The sequence below is a fragment of the Otoolea muris genome (assembly GCF_943193115.1).
Lineage (GTDB): Bacteria > Bacillota > Clostridia > Lachnospirales > Lachnospiraceae > Otoolea > Otoolea muris.
This window is the reverse complement of sequence record NZ_CALPCY010000038.1, coordinates 1-26766: the sequence shown is the minus strand read 5'-3', so window position 1 is coordinate 26766 and position 26766 is coordinate 1. Positions and strand designations below refer to the sequence as shown.

General features: G+C 52.1%; 26 protein-coding genes, 1 tRNA gene, 1 pseudogene and 1 other annotated feature. Of the genes and pseudogenes, 24 read left to right on the top strand and 4 right to left on the bottom strand.

The annotated features are described in order from the left end of the window. The first annotated feature begins 22 nt into the window (after window positions 1-22). From NFS31_RS18675 to NFS31_RS18570, 22 genes are all read left to right on the top strand, one after another. Window positions 23-403, top strand: a complete 381-nt coding sequence (locus NFS31_RS18675) for a M20/M25/M40 family metallo-hydrolase (RefSeq protein WP_251498499.1) — start codon at window positions 23-25, stop codon at window positions 401-403. A 629-nt stretch (window positions 404-1032) separates the two neighbouring features. Next, on the top strand, window positions 1033-1365 hold the full coding sequence (locus NFS31_RS18670; RefSeq protein ID WP_251498495.1) for a hypothetical protein: 333 nt from the start codon (window positions 1033-1035) through the stop codon (window positions 1363-1365). A gap of 751 nt (window positions 1366-2116) precedes the next feature. After that, window positions 2117-2281 carry a 50S ribosomal protein L33 gene (gene rpmG / locus NFS31_RS18665; protein ID WP_275563909.1) on the top strand — a complete coding sequence of 55 codons (165 nt, stop codon included), beginning with the start codon at window positions 2117-2119 and terminating at the stop codon, window positions 2279-2281. A gap of 55 nt (window positions 2282-2336) precedes the next feature. Further along, window positions 2337-2540: a preprotein translocase subunit SecE gene (secE, locus tag NFS31_RS18660; protein ID WP_160225867.1), complete on the top strand. Its 204-nt coding sequence runs from the start codon at window positions 2337-2339 to the stop codon at window positions 2538-2540. A 20-nt stretch (window positions 2541-2560) separates the two neighbouring features. Next, entirely contained in the window at window positions 2561-3076 is a 516-nt protein-coding gene (gene nusG, locus NFS31_RS18655; protein ID WP_251498490.1) for a transcription termination/antitermination protein NusG, read from the top strand. Window positions 3077-3190: 114 nt separating this feature from the next. Continuing rightward, on the top strand, window positions 3191-3613 hold the full coding sequence (gene rplK, locus NFS31_RS18650; RefSeq protein ID WP_160225865.1) for a 50S ribosomal protein L11: 423 nt from the start codon (window positions 3191-3193) through the stop codon (window positions 3611-3613). A gap of 73 nt (window positions 3614-3686) precedes the next feature. Beyond that, the gene (gene rplA / locus NFS31_RS18645; protein WP_251498487.1) at window positions 3687-4382 is read left to right on the top strand and encodes a 50S ribosomal protein L1; all 696 of its coding nucleotides are present in this window, start codon (window positions 3687-3689) and stop codon (window positions 4380-4382) included. 230 nt (window positions 4383-4612) lie between these two features. Further along, window positions 4613-5719, top strand: coding sequence for a response regulator transcription factor (locus NFS31_RS18640; protein WP_251498484.1), 1107 nt, complete (start codon window positions 4613-4615; stop codon window positions 5717-5719). Between the two features lie 7 nt (window positions 5720-5726). Next, window positions 5727-7289, top strand: a complete 1563-nt coding sequence (locus NFS31_RS18635) for a sensor histidine kinase (protein WP_251498481.1) — start codon at window positions 5727-5729, stop codon at window positions 7287-7289. A 174-nt stretch (window positions 7290-7463) separates the two neighbouring features. Continuing rightward, window positions 7464-8567 (top strand): ABC transporter substrate-binding protein, encoded by a 1104-nt coding sequence (locus NFS31_RS18630; RefSeq protein ID WP_251498478.1) that lies wholly within the window; start codon window positions 7464-7466, stop codon window positions 8565-8567. 126 nt (window positions 8568-8693) lie between these two features. Further along, a complete protein-coding gene (locus NFS31_RS18625) occupies window positions 8694-10211 on the top strand; it encodes a sugar ABC transporter ATP-binding protein (RefSeq protein ID WP_251498475.1) in 1518 nt (505 codons plus the stop codon). 1 nt (window position 10212) lies between these two features. After that, the gene (locus NFS31_RS18620) at window positions 10213-11256 is read left to right on the top strand and encodes an ABC transporter permease (protein WP_160225859.1); all 1044 of its coding nucleotides are present in this window, start codon (window positions 10213-10215) and stop codon (window positions 11254-11256) included. After that, the gene (locus NFS31_RS18615) at window positions 11257-12270 is read left to right on the top strand and encodes an ABC transporter permease subunit (protein ID WP_251498472.1); all 1014 of its coding nucleotides are present in this window, start codon (window positions 11257-11259) and stop codon (window positions 12268-12270) included. 423 nt (window positions 12271-12693) lie between these two features. Beyond that, window positions 12694-14199: an L-arabinose isomerase gene (gene araA, locus NFS31_RS18610; protein ID WP_251498469.1), complete on the top strand. Its 1506-nt coding sequence runs from the start codon at window positions 12694-12696 to the stop codon at window positions 14197-14199. Window positions 14200-14300: 101 nt separating this feature from the next. After that, window positions 14301-15911: a xylulokinase gene (locus tag NFS31_RS18605; protein WP_251498466.1), complete on the top strand. Its 1611-nt coding sequence runs from the start codon at window positions 14301-14303 to the stop codon at window positions 15909-15911. Window positions 15912-15997: 86 nt separating this feature from the next. Next, window positions 15998-16708: an L-ribulose-5-phosphate 4-epimerase gene (locus NFS31_RS18600; protein ID WP_275563908.1), complete on the top strand. Its 711-nt coding sequence runs from the start codon at window positions 15998-16000 to the stop codon at window positions 16706-16708. Between the two features lie 13 nt (window positions 16709-16721). Continuing rightward, entirely contained in the window at window positions 16722-17378 is a 657-nt protein-coding gene (fsa, locus tag NFS31_RS18595) for a fructose-6-phosphate aldolase (RefSeq protein ID WP_251498464.1), read from the top strand. 14 nt (window positions 17379-17392) lie between these two features. Continuing rightward, window positions 17393-18250: a transketolase gene (locus NFS31_RS18590; RefSeq protein ID WP_251498460.1), complete on the top strand. Its 858-nt coding sequence runs from the start codon at window positions 17393-17395 to the stop codon at window positions 18248-18250. Further along, window positions 18240-19187, top strand: a complete 948-nt coding sequence (locus tag NFS31_RS18585; RefSeq protein WP_251498457.1) for a transketolase family protein — start codon at window positions 18240-18242, stop codon at window positions 19185-19187. Before NFS31_RS18590 ends, NFS31_RS18585 begins: the two co-directional genes overlap by 11 nt. 200 nt (window positions 19188-19387) lie before the next feature. Then, window positions 19388-20437, top strand: coding sequence for an AraC family transcriptional regulator (locus tag NFS31_RS18580; RefSeq protein ID WP_251498454.1), 1050 nt, complete (start codon window positions 19388-19390; stop codon window positions 20435-20437). Window positions 20438-20473: 36 nt separating this feature from the next. Beyond that, complete coding sequence (locus NFS31_RS18575) at window positions 20474-20767, top strand: helix-hairpin-helix domain-containing protein (protein ID WP_251498450.1); 294 nt, start codon at window positions 20474-20476, stop codon at window positions 20765-20767. Between the two features lie 77 nt (window positions 20768-20844). Beyond that, window positions 20845-20918 (top strand) — tRNA-Val (locus NFS31_RS18570). A 51-nt stretch (window positions 20919-20969) separates the two neighbouring features. Here the strand turns inward: NFS31_RS18570 and NFS31_RS18565 are convergent. Next, window positions 20970-21371: a type II toxin-antitoxin system HicB family antitoxin gene (locus NFS31_RS18565; RefSeq protein ID WP_251498447.1), complete on the bottom strand. Its 402-nt coding sequence runs from the start codon at window positions 21369-21371 to the stop codon at window positions 20970-20972. 39 nt (window positions 21372-21410) lie between these two features. Beyond that, window positions 21411-21599, bottom strand: coding sequence for a type II toxin-antitoxin system HicA family toxin (locus NFS31_RS18560; RefSeq protein WP_251498444.1), 189 nt, complete (start codon window positions 21597-21599; stop codon window positions 21411-21413). Window positions 21600-22013: 414 nt separating this feature from the next. Between NFS31_RS18560 and NFS31_RS18555 the strand changes: the two genes are divergently transcribed. Together NFS31_RS18555 and leuA are read left to right on the top strand one after the other, a co-directional pair. Then, window positions 22014-22598: a DUF1266 domain-containing protein gene (locus tag NFS31_RS18555; protein WP_251498441.1), complete on the top strand. Its 585-nt coding sequence runs from the start codon at window positions 22014-22016 to the stop codon at window positions 22596-22598. 83 nt (window positions 22599-22681) lie between these two features. Continuing rightward, window positions 22682-22963 (top strand) — a binding site (T-box leader). 208 nt (window positions 22964-23171) lie between these two features. Further along, a complete protein-coding gene (gene leuA, locus NFS31_RS18550) occupies window positions 23172-24839 on the top strand; it encodes a 2-isopropylmalate synthase (protein WP_251498438.1) in 1668 nt (555 codons plus the stop codon). Window positions 24840-24967: 128 nt separating this feature from the next. Here the strand turns inward: leuA and NFS31_RS18545 are convergent, their stop codons facing one another. Together NFS31_RS18545 and NFS31_RS18540 are read right to left on the bottom strand one after the other, a co-directional pair. Continuing rightward, complete coding sequence (locus NFS31_RS18545; RefSeq protein ID WP_416389484.1) at window positions 24968-26155, bottom strand: N-acetylmuramoyl-L-alanine amidase family protein; 1188 nt, start codon at window positions 26153-26155, stop codon at window positions 24968-24970. A gap of 92 nt (window positions 26156-26247) precedes the next feature. Continuing rightward, window positions 26248-26766 (bottom strand): annotated as a pseudogene (locus NFS31_RS18540) (N-acetylmuramoyl-L-alanine amidase family protein); the annotation flags it as partial.

The following is a 26766-nucleotide window of genomic DNA, read 5'->3' as shown; positions in this document are numbered from 1 at the left end:
AATATAATCAGGAGGTATGAATATGAATAAAGCGCGTGAGGAACAGGTAGTGGCATTGTGCCGGGAAATGATTCAGCAGAGGAGCTATTCCGGGGAAGAGGCCGGGGTGGTAAAGGTGCTGTCCGCCCATATGGAGAAGATGGGGTTTGACGAGGTGACAGTGGATACGTACGGAAATATCATCGGCTGCATAAAAGGAAAAAGGCCGGGAAAAAAGCTTCTGTTTGACGGACATATCGATACGGTTCCGGTGACAGAGGAAAAGGAGTGGCAGTATCCGCCCTTTGCCGCCGAAATCCACGACGGAAAGATCTACGGCCGGGGAACCAGCGACATGAAGGGCGCGGTAGCGGCCCTGGCTACGTTACTGGCAGGCTTTGAATCTGCACAGTGTATCACATAATATATGTCTGGTCTGTGTAATAGGGTATTTTTACAGATTCAAAGATGCGCTGATAAAAAAGTCAGAGCGGGATTTTGGGAGCTTTAGTAATCCAATAACAGAATAAGGAGCAGATTTTAAGGATGTATAGTTTCAAAGAGTGGTATACCTGACAAAAAACGATATAGTTTAATATCAGGATTGAAATGATGGTATAATTATTGTATAATATATACTGTTGAGAAGATAAAAATGTCTTCCATTGTTAAGTGAAATCAGCCGCAAAGGCAGGCGCGGAGAGACTCTGGGAGTACATCATACAGAAAGGGACAAAATTGAAAAAAGAATTTCGTTTATTTTTATCCTTAACAGCCAGTCTGGTAATCATGTTTATTTTTTGCATGATTGGCTGGAACCGCGAATTTGACATACGGGATGCGCATAGATTTTTAAGAGACATGCCCTTTTCGTTTATGAACACATTTAACTGTTTTATTATAATAATTTTTGCGTTTTTATTCATACTAATTGACTATAACAGGAAACAAAAAATTCTCAAAAGAAGCTTGATCCTATTTGTATTGACGCTTAGTTTTGTTACAATTACGGCGATTAAAAATTATATTTATTATTCAGAGGAAATCAGGATATTGAATAAACGTTATGCAGAAAATATCGATATGGGGGATTACAGGCGCTTTTTAGAAGACGGCGCGTCTGCGGCTGTATATATCTATGCGGGCGGATGGGAAGAGAAGGAACATGCTTTTTCACTTGTCAGAAATTATGCATATTCCGAACAAACAAAAGTATACTACATGTTCAGTGATGAAATGCCTGCCAGGGAACTTGTAAATACCTTTCAAACCGCCTCATTTCCCGGCATTGTATTTATAGAAAATGGTGAAATTGTCCGGATAATGAATTATTCCGAAATTTGCACATGGTTATCAGATTACGAGAACGTTTCTATAACATATTAATTAGCTTTTTAGCTGATTCATATGAAATTTCGTTAAAATATATACAGTAACAGTTCAGATAATCCTGAATTGTTACGGCATATTTTTTTATAAAAAATCTATTGGCCTACCCTCAATATTGGTTGCATTACGGATTATATATCCATCCGCAATCCGTCACGATTGGTAGTGGCGGCTGTTTTCCGCCCTTAAAGATTGTGTAGCACAACCATGAGGGCGCAAATGAATATTCCAGTCTGGATCAGATCCTGATATGTAATATACATTCGCAATCTCTCCGTTCTTTCATCTGGAGGGTAAGCCGCCTTGAGGCTCTTTGGTTTCCCATAAATTTACTATAAAATATGTTCCATAATTCGACAATATAATTTTGATGAAGACACATCTGAATACATATAATTCACAGCCTTCCAGTAACGTAGCCAGCGTCAGGTTCCATATCCATAAGGAACCCGTAGAAAACCGCCGGCGCTTAGCGAGGTCTTTTCGAGCTTAGCGTCCGCTGCGCTTTTCTCCGAGCGGGAGCGGGGTTCCGTTGGATATGGAACCTGACGCTGGCGGCCCGCTCACAACTCTCTCCGGCCAGCATTATCCCACCCGCCTCACGAAAAAAACATTGACGAATCCCCCAATCTATGGTATAGTATACGGGCGAATGGAAGAAGAAAGGTCTTTTTTTTATGCTCAAAAACAGCCCCCAACAGCCGTTTTCATAGCCATGAGAAAAGACTGCAAATGAACAAAGAATCAGATGGAGGTGGAAGTCGTGCGCACAAGAATCACACTGGCATGTACGGAATGCAAACAGCGCAATTACAACATGACCAAGGATAAGAAGACTCATCCTGACAGAATGGAAACCAAAAAATACTGCAAGTTCTGCAGAACACACACGCTGCACAAGGAGACGAAGTAACGTTACGGATCGGACGAAAAGCCGGGCATCCGCGTAAAGACTTTGGAGGACAGTAATGGGCGATACAGAAAATACCAAAAAAGCTCCGAAACAGAGCTTTTGGAAAGGCTTAAAGGCTGAGTACAGAAAGATCATCTGGCCTGACAGGGAGACGGTCATGAAGCAGACGGGAGCCGTAATCGCTGTTTCCGTTGCTCTGGGACTGATCATTGCGGCGCTGGACACGGTGATCGTGTTCGGGCTGCACTTTGTAATGTAAAAAGGGGCAGGGGAGAGAATATGTCAGAAGCAAATTGGTATGTAGTGCATACGTATTCCGGCTATGAGAATAAGGTCAAGGTCGATATTGAGAAGACCATCGAGAACCGTAAGCTTCAGGATCAGATACTGGAGGTGTCTGTGCCGATGCAGGATGTCCAGGAGCTTAAAAACGGGGCGAACAAGCTGGTTGCCAAAAAGATGTTTCCCGGATATGTGCTGATCAACATGGTCATGAACGACGATACATGGTATGTCGTGCGGAACACCCGAGGTGTAACAGGCTTTGTCGGTCCGGGCTCCAAGCCGGTTCCGCTGACTGAAGAGGAGATGAACAATCTCGGTTTCAGGGCGGCCATAACGGCAGCCAGCTTTGAGGTCGGCGATATGATCAGCGTTACCGCAGGGGCGTGGAAGGATACGGTCGGCGCCGTTACCTCCATCAATGAGCCCAGGCAGACCCTGACTATTAATGTAGAAATGTTCGGCCGCGAAACGCCGGTTGAATTAAACTTCACAGATGTAAAGAAGATGTAAGACAGCCTTTTTATAAAGGCCGTGGGAGGGAAAAAGGCTGCTGTGAGTCTGATTTGTTCGGACAGCGGCAAAACATCCCCGCAATTACCACATTTTATTAGGAGGTGCCAAACGATGGCAAAGAAAGTAACAGGCTATATCAAATTACAGATTCCTGCAGGCAAGGCAACACCGGCTCCGCCAGTCGGCCCGGCTCTGGGCCAGCACGGCGTGAATATCGTACAGTTTACAAAGGAGTTTAATGCGAGGACAGCGGATCAGGGCGATCTGGTTATCCCGGTTGTGATTACCGTATATGCGGACAGAAGCTTCAGCTTTATCACCAAGACTCCTCCGGCCGCCGTTCTGTTAAAGAAGGCATGCAAGATTAAATCCGGCTCCGCGGTTCCGAATAAGACAAAGGTAGCTTCTATTTCCAAAGAAGAGCTCCAGAAGATCGCTGAGTTAAAGATGCCGGACTTAAATGCCGCCAGCCTTGAGGCTGCCATGAGCATGATCGCAGGCACGGCAAGAAGTATGGGTATCACTGTTGAGTAAGAGACGTTCTTCGGATCAGGACGATCACGTGGGAGGGAATTCCCGACAATACCACTAGGAGGTTATGTTAGAAATGAAAAGAGGAAAAAGATACGCAGAGGCTGCTAAGTTAGTAGACCGCATGAATCTTTATGACACTGCGGAGGCCATCTCTATTGTAAAGAAGGCCGCTGTAGCTAAATTTGATGAGACTGTTGAGGCCCATATCAGAACCGGATGCGACGGACGCCATGCGGATCAGCAGATCCGCGGCGCGGTTGTACTGCCGCACGGAACAGGTAAGACGGTTCGTATCCTTGTATTTGCCAAGGGGGCAAAGGCGGACGAGGCTCAGGCTGCCGGCGCGGACTATGTAGGCGCTGAGGAGCTGATCCCGAGAATCCAGAATGAGGGCTGGCTGGACTTCGATGTTGTGGTAGCCACGCCGGACATGATGGGCGTTGTGGGACGTCTGGGCCGTATCCTCGGACCCAAAGGCTTAATGCCGAACCCCAAGGCAGGCACCGTAACCATGGATGTAACCAAGGCGATCAACGATATCAAGGCCGGTAAGATTGAGTACAGGCTTGATAAGACAAATATTATTCACGTGCCAGTGGGTAAAGCTTCTTTCACAGAGGAGCAGTTAGCGGACAACTTCCAGACGCTTATGGATGCAATCCTGAAAGCAAAGCCGGCCGCCGTTAAGGGCGCTTACTTAAAGAGCGTGACCCTGACCTCCACCATGGGGCCGGGCGTAAAGCTTAATGTAGGCAGGCTGATGAACTAACCGGAACGGAGAGCACGGGACGGTTGGCTGAGAATCAGGATGCGATAGAATCAATCACGCGGCTGTCAGAAGTTCTGGAAGCCGTTGTGAGAAACGCAAATGATTGGCAGCGGTTCAGATAACCTGAACTGTTACAGCAATTGAACCATAAAACCGGAGTTCGGCGGATGAGGCCAGGCTCCGGTTTTTTATGCATAGATCTGCGCAGAGGAAAAGGGGAGGGATACGCTGTGATAAAAATATTTTTGGCAGAGGATGAGGCCATCATCCGGCGGGGAATACGCGACAGCATTGACTGGGAGGCAAACGGGCTGGAATTCGTGGGCGAGGCCGGCGACGGTGAATACGCTTATCCCCTGATATTAAAGACAGAGCCGGATATTCTCCTGACAGACGTCAAGATGCCCTTTATGGACGGGCTGGAGCTGAGCCGGCTGGTCAAGAAATCGCTTCCGAATATCAAAATTATAATTCTGAGCGGCTATAATGAATTTGATTATGCCAAGGAAGCCATCAAGATCGGGATCAGTGATTATCTGCTAAAGCCCATCACGTCAGCCAGCCTGGTGGACGCCTTGAAACGGGTGGCGGAGACGATCCGCGAGGAGCGGGAGCGGACAAGGCTTCTGGAGCGGTATTTTGTCAGCTATGAAAAATATACGGAGTTTCTGGACAAGACGGATTACAGCGGCGTGGACCGGAAGCTGATTGAGGACTTTTTAAAGCTGGGATCTGTGGAGGAATGCGGCCCGTTCATTGACGAATATTTCGCGGCGGTGGGGGAGCACAATTACAAATCGCTTCTGCTCAGGCAGTATATGACCGTCGATATCTTTTACTGCGTCCAGGAATTCCTCAAGTCCCTGAAGGTTGAGACGGATGAGATTCCGGAGACGCTGAGGGATATCAAGGAGATCCCCAAAGTGATCGGGGGCGTGGAGACAACGGTGGCTTATTTAAAGGCGCTGTTCCATTTCGCGCTGAGCGCGCGGGATAAATGTTCAAACGACCGTTACGGCAATCTGATACGGGAGGCCAGGGCTTATATTGCAGAGCACTTTGCAAGGAGTGATTTCTCGCTGAATATGATTTCCGCCCATATCGGAGTCAGCCCCAGCTATTTCAGCTCGATTTTTAAACAGGAGATGGGGCAGTCGTTTGTGGAATATTTAACAAAAGTCAGGATTGACAAGGCTTGCGAGCTTCTGAAATGCACGAACCTGCGGACCGCGGAGATCGGGGAGAGCGTGGGATACAATGATCCGCACTATTTCAGCGCCACCTTCAAGAAAATCATGGGCCAGTCGCCCAAGGATTATAAGGCCGGGGAGAGCTAAGACAGGGATGGATGAACACATGAATCAGAATTCGCAGATACAGAGGGATTTTGGGGAGCGCAAAGGGATCCGCCGCCTGACCTTAAAGATGCGGCTGTCCCTGCTCCTTTTTGCGACGGCGATTCCCCTCATTGGCATGATACTGATGATTATCGTAATGATACGGGATTATTCGGCTTCATACAATGGGATTATGGAGAACTTAAAGACAGCCAATGAATACAACATTACTTTTAAAGAAGAAATGGAATATTCTATGTACCGTGTAATGATCGGCCTGATTGACGCATCGAAATTTGACAGCGGGGATATCGTGGAAGGAGAAACACAGTATGCGACGGTGGTGAAGAACCCTTTGAGCCTGATCCATTCCGCGCGGTATGCGTTTGGCCGCGCTATTAAACGCAAGCCCGGGTCGGACGGGGACATCAAAATCAGGGGTATTCTATCCTGTCTCGATTCGCTGGAAAAGGCGGTCAGCCGCATGATTGGGAATTCCAGCAAGCCCGGGACATATGAGGAGAATGCGTCTATCTGGGAGAATGACATCCAGGGCCTGTGCTCCATGATTCAGGATTACATCACACAGTATACGTATTATGAGATGATGAATATGGAACAGCTCCAGAAGGAGCTGGAAATCCATACCCGCCAGATGATAGGCTGGTTCATGGCCCTCTTAGGATTTGTGCTGTTAGGGGGATCGGTACTTTCCGCCACGATCACCCGTTCCGTAACCAACCCGATTCACGACCTGCAGAGGACGGCTCAGCGTCTGGGCTGCGGGGAATTTGAGGCCAGGGCCGGCCTGTGCAGCCTGGAGGAGATCAACGACCTGGCCAGGGCTTTTAATAAGATGAGCGATGAAATCACGGATCTGATGGAGAAAACAAGACAGGAGCAGAAAAACCTGCGCGAGGCGGAGTTAAAGCTCCATCAGGAGCAGATCAACCCTCATTTTCTGTACAATACGCTGGATTCCATTGTGTGGATGGCAGAGGGAGGGAATAACCGGCAGGTGGTGGAGATGACCACGGATCTGAGCGATTTTTTCCGCACGGTTCTGTCCGGGGGCAAGGATTTTATCACTATCGGAGAGGAAGAAACGCACATCCGCAGCTATTTAAAGATCCAGAAAATCCGCTATGAGGATATTCTGGACTACGAGATCAGCATAGAGCCCGCGCTCCGGGAACGGATCGTCCTGAAAATGATCCTCCAGCCCATTGTGGAAAATGCGCTGTACCACGGAATTAAAAATAAGCGGGGCGGAGGACGCATTGTTATCCGCGGCTATGAAGACGGGGAAGGGGTTGCATTTGAGATACAGGACAACGGGATCGGGATGGACGGCCGGGCTTTAAGGGCTCTGCAGAATAAGCTGGTGGGCATGGGAGGCGGCGTTGAAGCCCCGAAAAAGGGAGGCTTTGGTTTAAAAAATGTGGCCCAGCGGATCCGGATGTATTATGGGCCCGGCTCTGAGATCACGGCGGAGTCCGAGAGAGGCGTGGGAACCTGCATCCGAGTTTTCCTGGCAGGCGATCCGGATGCGGATCGTAAAAAATCATAAACTTTTCTAAAAAAATCACAAATTTTTCCTCCTGTATTGGCGAAAAAGGACAAAAACAGGGGAAAAGGGTAAAAAAAATTATACCTTTTTCCAAAGATGCTCCATAGCCAAAACATCAAAGATCGGTTATAATGTCCTTACAAAACAAACATACTTCATAAGGAGGAGAAAAGTATGAGAAAAAAATTAGTATCCGTAGCGCTCGTAGCAGCAATGGCAGCATCCATGACGGCATGCGGCGGCGGTTCCAGCGCGCCGGCTGAGGCTCCGGCCACAGAGGCGGCAAAGGAAGAGGCTCCGGCTGATACAGCAGCTCCGGCAGCGGAAGAGGAAGAGGAGAAGGGAGAGGAGCCCGCAGCGGCAGATGCGGCTTCAGGTGATCTTATCACCGTTGGCTATGCGCAGGTTGGCGCAGAGTCTGACTGGAGAACGGCGAACACAGAGTCCTTCAAATCCACCTTTACAGAAGAAAACGGCTACAAGCTGATTTTTGATGATGCACAGCAGAAGCAGGAGAACCAGATCAAGGCAATCCGTTCCTTTATCCAGCAGGAGGTTGACTACATTGTAGTGGCTCCCGTTGTTGAGACAGGCTGGGAGACCGTTCTGGAGGAGGCAAAGGAGGCCGGTATCCCGGTTATTCTTTCCGACCGTCAGATGCAGTTATCCGACGACAGCTTATATGAGGCATGGGTTGGCGGAAACTTCGTACTGGAAGGCGAAACCTGCGGCGACTGGCTGGCTGAGTATTTAGAGGCTCAGGGACGCGGCGAAGAGGAGATCAACATGGTGACCATCCAGGGAACCATCGGCGCTTCCGCACAGGTAGGACGTACAGAGGGCATGGCCAACAAGCTGGCAGAGCACCCCAACTGGAAGATGCTTGACATGCAGTCCGGTGAGTTCACACAGGCAAAGGGCCAGGAGGTTATGGAGTCCTTCTTAAAGAGCTATGACGACATCGACGTGGTTATCTGCGAGAACGACAACGAGGCGTTCGGCGCTATCGACGCTATCAAGGCTGCCGGCAAGACCTGCGGACCGGAAGGCGACATCATCGTAGTTAGCTTCGACTCCGTAAAGGCGGCATTTGAGTCCATGATCGCCGGCGACTTAAACGCAACCTTTGAGTGCAACCCGCTTCACGGACCGCGCGTAGCTGAGATCATCCAGAAGCTTGAGGCTGGCGAGACGGTTGATAAGGTTCAGTACGTAGACGAGGCATACTTTGATACAAGCATGGATCTGGAGAGCATTTTAGCAGAAAGAGCATACTAATATATATTACATAAGCAAGGTAAAATGCCAATAGTGATTTGATGAATCAGGAGGCGCAGGGCCGGAGGCTTTAGTTTCCCCCCTTGGCGTCTCCTTTTTGTGCCATGAAAAGGAGGCAAAGCTTTTATGGAGAAGGATTCTGTTCTGGAGATGAGGCACATTTATAAAACATTCCCGGGTGTAAAAGCTCTGCAGAATGTTGATTTTACTCTCAAAAAGGGGGAAATACACGCTCTGATGGGCGAAAACGGCGCAGGCAAATCCACGCTGATTAAGGTCCTGACAGGGGTCGAGGAGTTTGAGACCGGAGAAATCCACATCGACGGATACGCTCAGACGATCATCAACCGAAGCCCGCAGGATGCGCAGAACCATGGCATCAGCACCGTGTATCAGGAGATCAACCTCTGCCCCAACTTGAGTGTTGCGGAGAATCTCTTTATCGGCAGGGAGCCGAGAAAAGGAGGTCTCATTGACTGGAAGACCATGAATAAAAGGGCCGCGGATTTGCTGGGCGACCTTGACATCAATGCAGATGTGACAAAGACGATTGATAATTACTCCATCGCGATTCAGCAGATGATTGCTATCGCCCGCGCGGTTGATATGTCAGCCAAGGTGCTGATACTCGACGAACCGACCTCCTCCCTGGACGACAGCGAGGTGGAGAAGCTTTTCAAGCTGATGACAAGGCTCAAATCCCAGGGCGTGGGCATCATCTTCGTGACGCACTTCCTGGAGCAGGTATACGCAGTATGCGACAAGATCACGGTTCTCAGAAACGGGACGCTGGTGGGACAGTTCACCACAGAAGAGCTTCCCCGGGTACAGCTTGTGGCCAAGATGATGGGCAAGGATTTCGACGATCTGGCCGCCATCAAGCAGGACGGCGGGGAACAGCCGGCCCACAGCGACGAGGATATCGTGATCAAGGCCGTGGGGCTCGGAAAGAAAGGCTATATAAAGCCCTTTGATCTGGTGATTCACAAGGGCGAGGTCATCGGCTTTACCGGCCTTCTGGGATCCGGCCGTTCGGAGACGGTGCGGGTGCTGTACGGCGCGGAAAAGACCGACGAGGGCGAGCTGTATGTAAAGGGAAAACACTTATCCCCCAAGCACCCCATTAATTCCATGAATGAGGGCATGGCCTACCTGCCTGAGGACAGAAAGAATGAGGGCATCATCGCAGACCTGTCCGTGAGGGAGAACCTGATCATGGCGCTGCAGGCCAAGAGAGGCATGTTCCACCTGCTCAGCCGGAAGCAGCAGGAGGAATTTACGGATAAATATATTGAGATGCTGCAGATTAAGACAGCCAGCCGCGAAACGCCCATCAAGTCCTTATCCGGCGGCAACCAGCAGAAGGTGATCATCGGCAGATGGCTCCTTACCAATCCGGATTTCCTGATTCTTGACGAGCCGACGCGCGGTATCGACGTGGGAACCAAGACAGAGATCCAGAAGCTGGTGGTAAAGCTGGCCAAAGAGGGCATGGCGGTTGTGTTCATTTCATCCGAGGTAGAGGAAATGCTGCGTACCTGCGACCGCATGGTGGTTATGCGCGACGGGGCCAAGGTCGGAGAGCTGAGCGGCGCGGAAATGAACCAGTCCACGATCATGTCAACCATTGCAGGAGGACAGTAATATGAAGAATGAATCATTGAAAAATATAACGTCACAGCGGTTATTCCTGCCTGTGTTCTGTCTCGCCCTGGTGCTTTTAGTAAACATCGTTACGACGCCGAACTTCTTTGCCATTGAAGTGAGAGACGGAATGCTTTACGGCTACATTATTGATATTATCAACCGCGCTTCTGAGCTGGTGATCCTGGCGGTCGGCATGACGCTGGTGGTTTCCTCCTCGGCCGGAACCGACATCTCCGTGGGCGCGATCATGGCGGTCAGCGCCGCGGTCTGCTGCAACATCTTAACCGGCGGCGAGCGGGCGGCCACGGTCTATGCAAGCCCGCTGATCCTGGGCTTTATCGCAGCGATCATCGTCGGTATCCTGATCGGCTGCTTCAACGGATTTTTAGTTGCAAAGCTGAATATCCAGCCAATGGTTGCCACACTGATCATGTTTACCGCCGGACGCGGTATCGCACAGCTTATTACAGACGGCCAGATTACCTATGTGCGCGTGGACAGCTACCGCACCCTGGGCGCTTCCATTCCGGGAATCCCGGTTCCCACCCCGTTTATCGTGGCTGTGATCGTGGTCGCCGCGACCGCGCTCCTGCTCAAAAAGACGGCGCTGGGCATGTACATCCAGTCCGTCGGAATCAACAAAAAGTCATCGAGCCTCATGGGCATCAAGGCCATCATGATCATTTTCCTGACCTACGCCTACTGCGGCTTCTGCTCCGGCCTTTCGGGCCTGATCGCATCCAGCCGTATCTACTCCGCGGATGCCAATAACATCGGCCTCAACATGGAGCTGGACGCCATCCTCGCGGTAGCCATCGGCGGCAACTCCTTAGGCGGCGGCAAATTCTCCATCGCGGGCTCCGTGATCGGCGCTTACACCATTCAGGCCCTGACCACCACGCTCTACGCGATGCACGTATCCTCTGACCAGGTGCCCGTATACAAGGCTGTCGTGGTAGTTATCATCGTAGCGCTGCAGTCTCCGGGATTCGCAAGATGGAGAAAATCCCTGGCACAGAAGAAAGTAAAGGAGGCGGCATAAATGAAAAGTAAAACGAAATTAAACCAGACCAGCTTTCTGCTCCTGATTACCATTGTGCTGTTCTTCGCCATGTACGGGATCGGCTGTATCCTGTTTAATGATCAGGGGTTTGCCAAGACACAGAACTTCTTAAATCTGTTCATATCCAACGCCGGCCTCATCGTGATCGGCGCAGGCATGACGGTAGTCATGATCACAGGCGGCATTGACATCAGCGTCGGCTCCTTCGTGGCCATGGGCTGCATGATGCTTGCCTGGATGATGGAAAAAGGCGGCGTGGGCGCAGTTCCCGCAGTCTTAATCGTACTCGCAACAGGCATCATATTCGGCCTGGTGCAGGGCTTCCTGGTAGCCTATATGGACATCCAGCCCTTTATCGTAACGCTGGCAGGCATGTTCTTCGCCCGCGGCATGACAGCCATCATCTCCAAGGACATGATCAGCATCACCAACGTAACCTTCATGGCATGGGCCAAAGCCAAGGTATACCTTCCCTTCGGCGGCCGCTTAAACAAAAAAGGCGTGATGATTTACCCCTACATCTATCCAACCGTCATCATCGCCCTGTTAATCCTGATCGCAGTTTTCATCATGCTGAAATACACGAAATTCGGGCGCAGCATCTACGCTGTAGGCGGCAACGAGCAGTCCGCCCTGATGCTCGGCTTAAACGTCAGGAAAGTAAAACTCAAAGCATACATACTCGACGGTTTCCTGTGCGGCGTCGGAAGCATCCTCTTCTGCCTGAACACACTGGGCGGCTTCGTAGAGCAGGCCAAGGGCTTTGAGATGGACGCCATCGCGTCGTCCGTTATCGGCGGCACGCTCCTGACAGGCGGCGTCGGGAATGTGATAGGAACCCTGTTCGGGGTGCTTATAAAGGCCACCATTGAGGCGTTTATCACCTTCCAGGGAACCCTGTCCTCCTGGTGGACGCGGATTACGATCGCGGCGCTGCTCTGCTTCTTTATTGTGCTGCAGTCGGTGCTGGCTATGATCAAGAAGAAGAAATAGTTTTACGTTATTGGCTGTGATGGCCGGGGATCGTGAGAGGGCCAGACAAATGGCTTAGAGTTTTCCGGCGGTTTAACAGGGGGCTCTTTTCTGGTAAAAATATGGCAAAGCACGCTCCCCTCCAGCCTGTCAGTAACGTAGCCCGGAACAAAGTATCTATCCATAAGGAACCCATTGAAAACCGCCGGCACTTAGCGAGGTCTTTTCGAGCTTAGTGTCCGCTGCGCTTTTCACTGAGCGAAAGCGCGGTTCCGTTGGATAGATACTCTGTTCCGGGCGGCCCCCTCACGACAGACACTGTGCCAGGGCGGCCCCTTCACGACAGCCCCCAGCCAACAAAAAAACGCCGTGACAACCACACCCGCATTTGCAATCAACTATCATTTGATCTATAATACCTTTAAGGTGAAGGAGGAAAATATTATGCTTCAGACAGGAAAAAATTACAAGTTCTGGTTCTGCACCGGCTCTCAGGATCTCTATGGGGATGAGTGCCTGGAGCACGTAGCGGAGCATTCCAGAATCATTGTTGAGGAGCTGAACAAGAGCGGCGCTTTTCCGTTCGAGGTAGTATGGAAGCCGACTCTGATTACGAACGAGGTGATCCGCCGGACGTTCAACGAGGCGAACCAGGATCCGGAATGCGCGGGCGTGATTACATGGATGCATACGTTTTCACCGGCCAAGAGCTGGATTCTGGGGCTTCAGGAGTACAGGAAGCCGCTGTGCCATTTACATACGCAGTTTAACCGTGAGATTCCCTACGACGCGATTGACATGGATTTTATGAATGAGAACCAGTCTGCGCATGGCGGCAGGGAGTATGGGCATATTGTGAGCCGCATGGGAATTGAGAGAAAGGTGATTGTCGGCCACTGGGCGGATGAGGGCGTGCAGGGGCAGCTTGCTTCGTGGATGCGCACCGCTGTGGGTGTGATGGAGTCTTCTCATATCCGCGTGATGCGTGTGGCGGACAATATGAGAAATGTGGCTGTGACGGACGGGGACAAGGTTGAGGCGCAGATCAAGTTTGGCTGGGAGATTGACGCGTATCCGGTGAATGAGATTGTGGAGGCGGTGAACGCGGTTTCCGAGGCGGACACGAATGCTCTGGTTGAGGAGTATTATGATAAATATGAGATTCTTCTGGAGGGAAGGGACGAGAAGGAGTTCAGGGCTCATGCGGCGGTGCAGGCGCAGATCGAGCTGGGCTTTGAGCGCTTCCTGGAGGAGAAGAATTATCAGGCGATTGTTACCCATTTCGGGGATCTGGGCGGCTTAAAGCAGCTTCCGGGACTGGCGATCCAGCGCCTGATGGAAAAGGGCTATGGCTTTGGCGCTGAGGGAGACTGGAAGACGGCGGCCATGGTGCGCCTGATGAAGATCATGGCCGCGAACACGAAGGATGCGAAGGGAACCACCTTCTTTGAGGATTACACCTACAACCTTGTAAAGGGACGCGAGGGGATCCTGCAGGCTCACATGCTGGAGGTCTGCCCCACGATAGCGGACGGGAAGATTTCCATTAAGGAGCGCCCGCTTTCCATGGGAGACAGGGAGGATCCGGCAAGGCTTGTATTTACCGCAAAAGAGGGACACGGCGTGGCGACGTCCCTGATCGATCTGGGCGATCGTTTCCGCCTGATTATCAATGATGTGGATGTGAAAAAGGCTGAGAAGCCGATGCCCAAGCTTCCGGTGGCAACTGCGTTCTGGACGCCCGAGCCGTCTCTGGAGGTCGGCGCGGCGGCATGGATCTACGCGGGCGGCGCGCACCACACGGCGTTCTCGTACGATTTGACTGCGGAGCAGATGGGCGACTGGGCGGCGTGCATGGGAATTGAGGCGGTATATATTGATAAGGACACCACGATCCGTCAGTTCCGCAATGAGCTTAGATGGAATGAGGCGTATTACAGATTTCACTGATAACCATTGCCGGTACGGCGTTTCGTAAATGACGGCTGTTGAACCTGCCGGGATTTATGCGGAGGCGTACCGGTATCTTCAGAATTCATAGAGGTGAAAAAATGAGCCGCAGCGCGGAAGAAATTAAAGTAAGTATTAAAAACGGAGCCACAGCCCTGGGGATCGAGTTTGGCTCGACGAGGATTAAGGCGGTGCTGACGGATGAGACGACAGCGCCCGTCGCACAGGGCAGCCATGAGTGGGAGAACCGTCTGGAAAATAATATCTGGACGTATTCCATGGACGACATTATAAATGGTTTACAGAGCTGCTACCGCAGCCTGGCAGAGGATGTAAAGGAGAAGTACGGAGAAGAGCTTACAACGTTCGGCTCCGTGGGCATCAGCGCCATGATGCACGGTTATATGGCGTTTGACGGGGAAGGGACGCTTTTGGTTCCCTTCCGCACCTGGAGAAATACGATCACGGCAAAGGCTTCCGAGGAGCTGACCGCGCTGTTTTCGTATAATATCCCCCAGAGATGGAGCATTGCGCATCTGTATCAGGCGATCTTAAACGGCGAAGAGCATGTGGGAAGGATCCGTTTCCTGACCACGCTGGCCGGATTTATCCACTGGAAGCTGACGGGCGGGAAGGTTCTGGGCGTGGGCGACGCGTCCGGCATGTTCCCGATCGACACAGAGACCGGCGATTATGACGAGGAGATGGTGGAAAAGTTCGACGCGCTGATCGCTCCCAGAGGATATTCGTGGAAGCTTAAGGAGATTCTGCCGAAATCCCTGTCCGCCGGGGAGGCGGCCGGGGTTCTGACCGAGGAAGGCGCGAGGCTTCTGGATCCGTCGGGGACCTTAAAGCCGGGAATCGCTTTATGTCCGCCGGAAGGGGACGCCGGGACCGGCATGACGGCCACGAACAGCGTGGCTGTACGCACTGGAAATGTATCGGCCGGGACATCTGTATTCGCCATGGTGGTGCTGGAGAAAAAGCTTTCTAAGGTTTACCCGGAGATCGACCTTGTGACGACTCCGACCGGCCATCTGGTGGGCATGGTGCATTGCAATAACTGCACCTCGGATCTGAATGCCTGGGTGGGCCTGTTTAAGGAATTTTATGAGGCCATGGGCATGAAGGCTGATATGAACGAACTGTTTGCCACCCTTTATTACAAAGCCCTGGAGGGCGATGCGGACTGCGGCGGGCTTATGTCCTACTGCTATCTGTCCGGCGAGCCGATCACCGGCTTTGAGGAAGGCCGCCCGCTCTTTGTCCGCATGCCGGACAGCCGCATGAGCCTCGCCAATTTCATGAGGACGCATTTGTACAGCTCCCTGGCGACCTTAAAGATCGGCCTTGACATCCTGTTCAAGGAGGAGGGCGTAACGCTTGACCAGTTGATGGGCCACGGCGGGCTGTTTAAGACAAAGGGCGTGGGCCAGAGGATCATGGCGGCCGCGGCCGCGGTTCCGGTTTCCGTGATGGAAACGGCCGGAGAGGGCGGCGCGTGGGGCATCGCCGTGCTGGCTTCTTATATGAAGAATAAGGCGGAGAAAGAGACGCTGGACGACTACTTAAACCGTCAGGTATTTGCAGGCGGGAAGGCCGAAATCATGGCTCCGGATCCGGAGGACGTAAAGGGCTTCGACGCATTTATCGGGAGTTACAAATCAGGACTGGCCGCGGAGAGAGGCGCTGTGGACGGACTGAAGATGTAGGGCGGCAGAAGGAGGCAAATTAAGCGGGCGCAAGGCGGCTCCCGTTTGGACGGCCTGCATGACGCCGCAGGCAGAGAGGTAAAGACATGGAAAAGGATCAGAGAATAAAAGAGCTCAAAAAACAGGTTTATGAGGCCAACATGCAGCTTCCAAAGCACGGGCTTGTCACTTTCACCTGGGGAAATGTCTCGGGCATTGACCGGGAGCTGGGCCTGTTTGTCATTAAGCCCTCCGGCGTGGAGTATGACAAACTGACGCCGGACGATATGGTGGTTATGGATCTCATGGGAAACAAGGAGGAGGGCAGCTTAAACCCGTCCTCTGACACAAAAACCCATATGATCCTGTACAGGAAATTTCCGCAGATCGGGGGCGTGGTGCATACGCACAGCACATGGGCCACATCCTGGGCTCAGGCCGGACGGGATATCCCCTGCTACGGCACGACGCACGCCGATTACATTTACGGCAGTATTCCCTGCGCCAGAAATTTAACGGCCCAGGAGCTTCAGGATTACGAGGAGAATACAGGCGTCCTGATCGCGGATCTGTTTGAGGACAGAGGGATTGAGCCCATGGCCGTCCCGGGCGTGCTCTGCAAGAACCACGGCCCCTTTACATGGGGAACGGACGCTGACAATGCGGTGCATAACGCCGTGGTTTTAGAGGAAGTGGCCAAAATGGCCGCCCTGTGCGAGCTGATCAACCCCAGGGCAGGGGAAGCGCCGAAATGCCTGCAGGATAAACATTACATGAGAAAGCATGGGCCTAATGCCTATTATGGGCAGGGAAAATAAAGGAGGAGATATTATGAAATTTTTTATTGACACAGCGAATGTAGATGAGATCAGAGAAGCAAACGCCATGGGAATTATCTGCGGCGTGACGACGAATCCGTCCCTGATTGCCAAGGAAGGCCGTGATTTTAATGAGGTGATTAAGGAAATCACAGGTATTGTGGACGGCCCCATTTCCGGAGAGGTGAAGGCCACTACAGAGAAGGCGGAGGACATGGTGGCAGAGGGCCGCGAGATTGCGAAGATCCATCCGAATATGGTTGTAAAGATCCCCATGACGGCAGAGGGGTTAAAGGCCGTAAAGGTTCTGGCCGCAGAGGGCATCAAGACGAATGTGACACTGATCTTCACAGCCAACCAGGCCCTGCTGGCCGCAAGGGCGGGCGCGTCCTATGTATCCCCGTTCCTGGGCAGGCTGGATGATATCTCCACAGACGGGACGGGCCTGATTTACGAGATCGCCCAGATCTTTGACAACTATCCGGAGATCACGACAGAGATCATCTGCGCTTCCACAAGGCATCCGCTCCACATCACCGAGTGCGCCAAGGCCGGCGGCGATATCGCCACGGTTCCGTTCAAGGTGCTGATGCAGATGGTAAAGCATCCCCTGACCGATATCGGCATTGAGAAATTCAAGGCGGATTATGAGGCGGTATTTGGGAAATAAGGAAGGGACGGAAAATGGATATTTTAGAGCTTAAAAAGAAAGCCAACGAGGTTCGCAAGAATATCGTTACAGCCGTACATGCGGCGAAGGCCGGCCATCCCGGCGGCGCGCTCTCATCGGCTGAGATTTTTACATACCTGTATTTTAAAGAGATGAACATTGATCCGGCCGATCCGAAGAAGGCGGATCGCGATCGCTTTGTGCTCTCCAAGGGACACAGCGCGCCGGGGCTGTACGCTGTGTTAGCGGAGCGCGGCTATTTCCCTAAAGAGGATCTGCTGACGCTGCGCCACACCGGCTCCTATCTGCAGGGACATCCGGATATGAAGCATATCCCGGGCGTGGACATGTCGAGCGGCTCCCTGGGGCAGGGGATTTCCGCGGCCGTGGGCATGGCCCTGTCTGCTAAGCTGAGCGGTGATTCCTATCGTGTATACACGCTTCTGGGAGACGGAGAGATTCAGGAAGGCCAGGTATGGGAGGCGTCCATGTTCGCGGGCCACAGAAAGCTCGACAACCTGGTTGTCATTGTTGACAATAACAACTTACAGATCGACGGAGCGGTGGACGAGGTGTGTTCCCCGTACCCGATTGACAGGAAGTTTGAGGCATTCAATTTCCATGTGATCCGCGTAGAGGACGGAAACGACATGGAGCAGATTGAGAAAGCTTTTGAAGAGGCCCGCCAGACCAAAGGCGCGCCCACAGCCATCATTGCAAAGACCTTAAAGGGCAAGGGCGTTTCCTTTATGGAAAATAAGGCCGGCTGGCACGGCAAGGCCCCGAACGAAGAGGAATACGGCATTGCCATGAAGGATCTGGAGGCAATCGGAGAAAAACTGGAAAAGGCGGGTGGCGCAGATGGAAAATAAGAAAAAGATCGCAACCCGGGAAAGCTACGGCAGCGCGCTGGCGGAACTGGGAAAGAAATATGAAAATCTGGTGGTCCTGGACGCCGACCTGGCAGAGGCCACCAAGACGTCAACCTTTAAAAAAGCATTTCCGGAGCGCCATATCGACTGCGGAATCGCAGAGTGCAACATGGTCGGGATCGCGGCCGGACTGGCGGCCACAGGCAAGATCCCCTTTGCAAGTTCATTTGCGATGTTCGCGGCGGGACGCGCCTTTGAGCAGGTGCGCAACGCCATCGGATATCCGCATCTGAACGTCAAGATTGGCGCGACGCATGCCGGCATATCCGTAGGAGAGGACGGCGCTTCCCATCAGTGTAATGAAGACATTGCCCTGATGCGGTCCATTCCGGGGATGGTCGTGCTCAATCCGTCCGATGACGTGGAGGCAAAGGCAGCCGTCGCGGCGGCCTGCGAGCATCAGGGGCCGGTCTATCTGCGCTTCGGGCGCCTGGCGGTTCCGGTGATCAATGACCGTCCGGATTACCATTTTGAGATTGGGAAGGGCGTTACCTTGAGAGAAGGCGGTGATCTGACCATCGTCGCCACGGGCCTGTGCGTATCTGCTTCGCTGGAGGCGGCAGAGGAGCTGGCCAGAGAGGGCGTGAACGCCAGAGTGATCAATATCCATACCATCAAGCCGATCGATACGGAGCTGCTGGTGAAGGCGGCGAAGGAGACGAAGCGGATCGTTACCGTGGAAGAGCATTCGGTGATCGGCGGTTTGGGGAGCGCGGTTTGCGAGGTATTATCCGAGACAGTTCCCACGCCGGTTCACCGGATTGGGATGAAGGATACCTTTGGCGAGTCAGGGCCGGCGGCGGAGCTTCTCCATAAGTACGGGCTGGATGCAGAGGGGATCTGTAAGGAGATCCGGGAGTGGATGAAGCAGGAATAAGAGACGAAGGATAATTAAAAACAGGGCGGGAGCTGCCGGCAGGGGATGTGCGGCGGCTCCTGTTTTGCTTGAGGTTGTCTAAGCGGCGGTTTTCTACAGGTTTCTTTTGGATATAGAAGCTGGCTATGGCTACGTCAGAGGCAGGCCATGAAAATGTTTCTTACTACAGTCAACAGCAGGGAGCCGGATAAGGAGCAAAAGTGGAAGAAAATGGCGTTTTAGAGCATAATAAATCCCTTCAGGAAATTAACCGTTATAAAGACAGCGCCTTCCCGGTAGGGATGTATGTTGTCACAAAGGAACAGATTATCCCGCACGGCCGGGGGTATATGGATTTGCACTGGCATGAGGAGCTGCAGCTTACGTATGTGACAAGCGGTATGCTGGAGCTGCAGGTCAACGGAACTGGATACAGGCTGGAAAAAGGGGAGGGCATATTGATTAACCGCAATTTTGTCCATATCACGACCGGACTGACGGATGGAGGGCGGTATGTCAGCTATAATTTTCCGGACAGGCTGCTGGGCTTTTTTCCGGGGAGCCGGATGGAGCGGGAGGATGTGCTTCCCTATACCAGCCAGTACGCTTTTCCGGCGATGGTGTTTAAGCCGGAGGTTTGCTGGCAGAGGGAGATTCTGGAGAGCATGGAGGAGATGCGGGGGCTGTTTTTGCAGGAGATCTGGGGAGAGGATTTTGGCGGATGCGGCGGGGACGGCGTCCGGAATTTGGAGCGGCGTCCGGAGACGGGGATCCGGGGGGAGATTTGCCGGGAAATCCGTCAGGGGCAGGAGCGGCAGGGCGCCCCGCGGGCGAAGTACAGAGTGGCGGTGCTGCTTACCGGGATCTGGTATCAGGTGATTTCACATCTGGGGGATGGGGCAGAAGGCGCGTCGAAGGGGAGTATTCGTAAACAGGAGCGGCTTCAGGCTATGCTTTCGTTTATTCATGATAATTATATGAATCCGATCCGGCTGAGGGAGATCGCGGCGGCAGCCAGCGTCAGCGAGGGGGAGTGCTGCCGCTGCTTCCGTGATATGATCCGGAAAAGTCCGAACCAGTATCTTGTGGCGTACCGTATATCCAGGGGGATTGAGCTTCTTGGCAGTACAGAGGAATCTGTGACGGAGATTGCGCAGGAGACGGGCTTTAATGATGCCAGCCATTTTATCCAGTATTTTAAAAGACAGACCGGGATGACGCCAAAGGAATACAGAAACCTTATTTTTGGAAAAAATGGGGAGAGGAAGTAACAACATGCTACGGGAAATCCGCAGGAAGGGACTGATATGGAAAGCAATTTTAAAAGCGATTTGAAAAAGATACCGGGCGTGGGGGCCAATATGGAACAGCATCTGCAGAACATCGGAATTCGCTGTATTGAGGATTTAAGGGGAAAGGATCCGGAAGATCTGTACCGCATGGACTGCCTGCAAAAGGGGTTTCAGGACGACCGCTGTGTATTATACGTATTTCGCTGCGCCGTGTATTTTGCAGAGCATGAGCAGCATGATCCGGAAAAGCTGAAGTGGTGGTACTGGAAGGATAAGGAGTATCCGGAGCGGGAGGCGAGAGGAAACTGATATAAATAATTAAAAATTGGTGATTTGCGATAATTTTATCTTGCATTTTTGGAAAAATGCGGTACAATAGAAGACAGGGAAGCATAGCTCAGCCGGGATGAGCGTTCGCCTCACACGCGAGAGGTCATGGGTTCGAGCCCCATTGCTTCCAGTTTTGAAAAGACCTTGTAATTACAAGGTCTTTTAATGTTTTGTCCGGTATTTAACGGGACTGTATCTTCATAAGCAGCGCCTCCTGCAGTACCTGGGAGAAATTGACGCCCATAGCTATGGCTTCCTCATTTAGCCATTCCGGGATGGATAACGTCTTTTTTACCGCTCTGGAATTGTGCTTTTTCTTATATGCTTCCATATCGAAATGGATGATAACGGGAACACTGCCCTCTTTCATTGGTGTTATCTGGACGGGGAGGGACGGGGAGGGAAGCGGTTCATTGTTCCGGATTCGGTCAGTCAGTGAGAGGCCTAGGGCTTCAACAGCCATCTCATAAGCTTCATCTATCGTGTCGCCTTCAGTCAGGCATTCGGGAAGATCCGGAAACGAAACCCAGAACCCCCCTTCCTCCGCGGTATGAAAAATTGCGGGATAAAAATACTGTTTCATAAAATAATCCTCCTCATAAAATCAGGGAAAGGGGGCAGATTATTCCAACCCCGCCTGTTTCAGGATTTCCTGCTCCAGCTCCTTTTTGAGGGATTTGGAGTGGCAGGGAACGATGGTCTGCCGGCCGGTGGATTCATTTTTCAGCTTTACATGGGAGCCGTTCTGACTTATTTCTGTAAAACCATTTTTCTTGAGATGCTTCATCATCTCACGTGGGGTCATTGGCATCTTTCTACTCCTTCCCTTACCATGTTGTTATTGTAACACGTAATAATACGTATATCAATAAAAACACGCATTGATACGTAAAAAATAAAATAAGAACGCAACAGTCCAGATATGGAAAAATCGTAAAAGATATGTTGATCATATTCATCTAAAGGAATTAACGGATAATGAAATAATAACGCTCAATATATTCCCGATGAATTATGCTGATGTGACGGAGTTTCCATGTCGTGTAATTGCAGGAGTTATACAGCAGAAACCGTAGAAATGTTACTGATCATAGCCTTGTCGGTCCATGCTCGCCATATGGAAAATTTCATCACAGAAATTCTGCTGACACCTTGTTTATCCCCCAATAAATGATATAATAAAACAGCAGGCGCTATAAACCAGGCGCGGCAGAAAGGAATACATATGGCATTATTTGGATTATTTGGAAAAAAGGAAACCGGGAATGAGACGATTCCTCAAAATGATGTGGAAAAATGGATTTTAGGTACATACGCTATGTGGGCGGCCTATGCGGATGGGGACTGGCATTATATCGCCGGATCAGCGGAGAAAAACAAGCAGGAAGGCGCTTCCATGCGTGTAATGCTGCGCCGTGACTGGGAGGTTTCCAACAAGACGGCTCTGTTGGATATGGTGGATTACCTGACCGCCCTTTACCGCGAAGGAACGGATTGTGAAGCAGAGGATATCGCTTCCGGCGCATGGGATTTGTGCCGCGCCTGCCAGATTTTGGGCATGGGCTTTGTCGGCGGCTACATCGATCGCCAGGAGATGGTACAGAAATCGGCAGAGGTCGGCCGTGTCATGCAGAAATATTACCATTCATGGGCGGAGTTATACGACAGCTATGTAAAGGGCTACAGGGGCTGGAGAGCAGAGCAGGGCGGCGATGCACAGAAGGATATAGAGGCCAGAGAGGAATTATGCCGCGGGCTGCGAAATGATCCGGACGGTCCCTGCTCTGTGGCGTGGGATTTAAAGCTCTGAAAATGAGAGAAAAAAACAATTGACTTTATAGCTGGAACGTGATAAAACTGTACTCAACAGTAACATCTGTCATTCCAATCATGTAAGATGCATGGAAGAGGACATATCAGACAGCTTATTTCATTTCAGAGAGCCGTTGCGCGGTGTGAAACGGCATGAGGGGCTGTCAGATCTCACCTTGGAGCATCTTCTCTGAACAGGCACCAGGGCTCTTTTCATTGGGCCGGCTATGCAAACTAGGGGAAGACGGTTTCCCACCGTTAGAGGGGATATGAGATTCCGGACGGATCCGCCGGGATTTTGTGCCGAGAGGCCGCAGGGAATGCGGCAAGCAGGGTGGTACCGCGAATGTTTTCGTCTCTGCAGCGTAATGCTGCAGAGATTTTTTTTGCGCAGGCCCGCGCAGAGGAATCTGCTGCCAAAGGCGGCGCGCGCGGCGGGCAGGGGGCAGGCGCTCCTCCTGTCTGATGATACAGCCCCATAGAAAAGGAAAGCTGACTCATGACAATCGTTAAAGCCATTCAGGCTTTGGACGGTTACGACCTATGAAATGATAATCTGGAGGGAAAAGAAATGCTGAATTACAAGAAATATAAGAGAGTACCTGTCGTTGATTATCCGGAACGCGGATGGCCGAACCGGGAGATCGAGAAAGCGCCGATCTGGTGCAGCGTGGATCTGCGCGACGGGAACCAGGCTCTGGTTGAGCCCATGGTGGTGGAAGAGAAAATCGAAATGTTTAATATGCTGGTCCGGATGGGCTTTAAAGAGATTGAGATTGGATTTCCGGCGGCATCTCAGATCGAGTATGATTTTCTGCGCCAGTTGGTTGAGAGGAAGCTGATTCCGGACGACGTGGTGGTTCAGGTTCTGACCCAGTGCCGCGAGCATTTGATCAAACGCACCTTTGAATCTATCAGGGGAATTAAAAAGGCGATTGTGCATATCTATAACTCTACCTCCACCCTGCAGAGGGAGGTGGTGTTCCACAAGGATCGCGAGGAGATCAAGCAGATTGCCATTGAGGGGACAAAGCTGGTTAAGAAGTATATGCAGGAGTACGACGGCGAGGTGATCTTAGAGTATTCACCGGAGAGCTTTACCGGCACGGAGCTCGACTTTGCGCTGGATATCTGCACGGCAGTCCAGGAGGAATGGGGAGCGACGAAGGATAAAAAGATCATCATCAATCTCCCGGCCACGGTGGAGATGACCACGCCGAATGTGTATGCGGATCAGATTGAGTGGATGAACCGTCATTTCAGGAACCGCGAGAGCATTATCTTAAGCGTGCACCCGCATAATGACCGGGGAACCGGGATTGCGGCTACGGAGCTGGCGCTTCTGGCCGGCGCGGAGCGCGTGGAGGGAACGCTTCTGGGAAATGGAGAGCGCACCGGTAATGTGGATATCCTGAACATTGCCTACAACATGTTCTCGCAGGGCATCAATCCGGAGCTGGAGATTGAAGATATCAAGGCCATCACAGAGGTGTGCGAGCGCTGTACGAAGATGGAGGTGGATCCAAGGCATCCGTATGCCGGGAAGCTGGTATTTACCGCCTTTTCCGGTTCCCATCAGGACGCGATCAGCAAGGGCATGCAGGCCCTGTCCAAGAGGACGGACGGGATATGGGAGGTTCCGTACCTGCCCATTGATCCCGGCGATATCGGCCGCGAGTACGAGCCCGTTGTCCGCATCAACAGCCAGTCCGGCAAGGGCGGCGTGGCCTTTGTTATGGACAGCTTCTATGGCTTCCGCCTGCCAAAGGGCATGCACAAGGAGTTTGCGGATGTGATTCAGAAGATTGCGGAGCAGCAGGGCGAGGTGGCCCCGGAACAGATTATGGACGAATTCCGCGCCAGTTATCTGGACAGAAAAGAGCCCATGCATTTCCGGAAATGCCAGATCACGGATACGGAGTACGAAGGCGGCGGATTTGCGACTGTGGCCCATCTTACGTTTACGGATCACGGCGCGGAGCGCAAGGTGGACGGGATCGGGAACGGCCCCATTGACGCGATTCAAAGAGGGCTCGAGGATGCGCTGGGCATCCAGATCCGCGTCCTGGATTACACGGAGCACGCCCTGCGCTCTGGTTCCGGCGCGCAGGCCGCTTCCTATATCCATCTGATGAATGTAGAAACAGGCGAAGCTACCTATGGCGTGGGTATCAGTTCCAATATTACAAGGGCATCCATCCGCGGCATTTTCAGCGCGGTGAACCGCCTGTTCTATTAAGAAATAATTCAAACGCAGAGTTATATCCTGTGTTTTATCAGGAAACTTTTTATCAAGAAACGGTTCCGTCAGGCCGGAGAAATACAAGCGCCGGCCTGACGGAACCGTTTATGCTGTGAGGCCGTCACCTAATTGACAGCCGCCCCGTCGGCCCCGAGCCACCGCCCGTCCACGGAGGTATTATATGCCATGGCCCCATTTGCCTGAAGATAATAGTGCTTCTGGTTGACCTCGATCCGCCCGGTCTGCATGTAGCCGTCCTGATTCATATAGTACCAGGCGCCGGGAGAGGGCTGGATCCATCCGGTCTGCATAGCCCCGTCCGGCCCGAGATAAAACCAGGAGCCATTGCCCGGATTCACCCATCCGGTCTTCATAGCGCCGTCTGCATCCATGTAATACCAGGTCGGGCCGTCCAGGACCCAGCCTCTCGCCTTATTCCCCGCGGCATCGAAATAGTACCAGATATCGCTGATCTTTTTCCATGTATTGGAGGCCCTGCTCCCGTCCGGAAGCACATAGCTGTCTCCCTTTATGGCGCCCCCGTCCCCGGGGCCTGCCAGGCGTTCCTGTTCTTTCTGATAATCCTCCCAGTCAAATTCCTGATCCGTGGAGGTGACATAGGCCCCTTCCTTTAAATATTTTTTCTGTTCCGCCGTAAGGGGCACAGCCTTTACCTCATAGTACCAGGTTTTATCGAGATCTGTCATATATTCCGAGAGATCCGCGCTGTTTGTCTCGACATTCAGCCGTTTTACCACCTTATCGTCCCCATAAAGAGTCAGGGTATAGCCCGGCGCGTCGCTTACAGCCTTCCAGGAAGCCTTTTTCTTGCTCCGGCTGCTCCAGCCGGCCTTCTCTGTGGTTCCGAGCACCGTGACCGGACGGTAGTCGGCTTTGACCTGCAGGGTCGTGTTATCCAGCGCTTTGGCCGATACATACTCCGCGCCGTTTATCTTGCATTTGGAGCGGCCTATCGATACAGGAAAATATTTCCCATCCGCGGCGGTGAGCGTGATCTCCACCCGGACCTTTTTGCCGGGCTTCCATTTCTCATATTCCGTGCGGTACTGGATATCCCCAAGAGAATAATTTCCGCTGCCCGCCGTGATCACCGGATCGATGATTTCCTCCGGCTCTCCGTAGGCGCTTTTAAAGGTAATGCTCACCGTCTCGATAACGCTCGATTCGGCGGCGTGCGTATATACCGGGCGGCTGGCAGCGCCCGCTGTGAGAAGGCAGGCCGCCAGCGCAAGACAGGCGCAGATGCGCCGGGGCAGAGACGCCCTGAGTCCTCTTCTTTTCAATTTCCTCATCCTTTCTTTCTATATTGCTTTATAATACGGTCTTTCACTGCGGATCTGCGTCAGAACAGAGTGTGCGGCGCATGAACGTACCCATGTGGCGGTTACCGCCTCATCACCCCGTACTCATCCACATAGAAGCCGTCGATATTTGTACTCACCGCCATCTCTCCTGAGCCGGGATAGAAATAGTACCAGCTCCCGTCTATCTCGTACCAGCCCTCCAGGCGTTCCCCGTTGGAATTCATGTAATAAGTCGCGTTATCCCGTTTCATCCAGCCCGTAAACATCGCGCCCTGCATGCTGTTGTCCAGTTCATTTAAATAGTACCATTTTCCGTTCTGTTCCAGCCATCCTGTATACATGGAGCCGTCCGCATTGAAATAGTAATGCCACGAGCCGACGACCTGCCAGCCCGGGCCCATCATCGTCCCTTCCGTGTGGCCCTGATCCGCCGCCGTATAGAAATAGTACCATTTATTATCCAGCTTCGTCCATCCCACGGCCATGGCCCCGCCCCCGTGAAGGAAATAGCGCTGATCCCCAATCTGCTGCCAGCCTGTGAGCATCACGCCGTCCAGGTTGAAATAATACCAGTAGCCGTTGATATACTCCCATCCGCC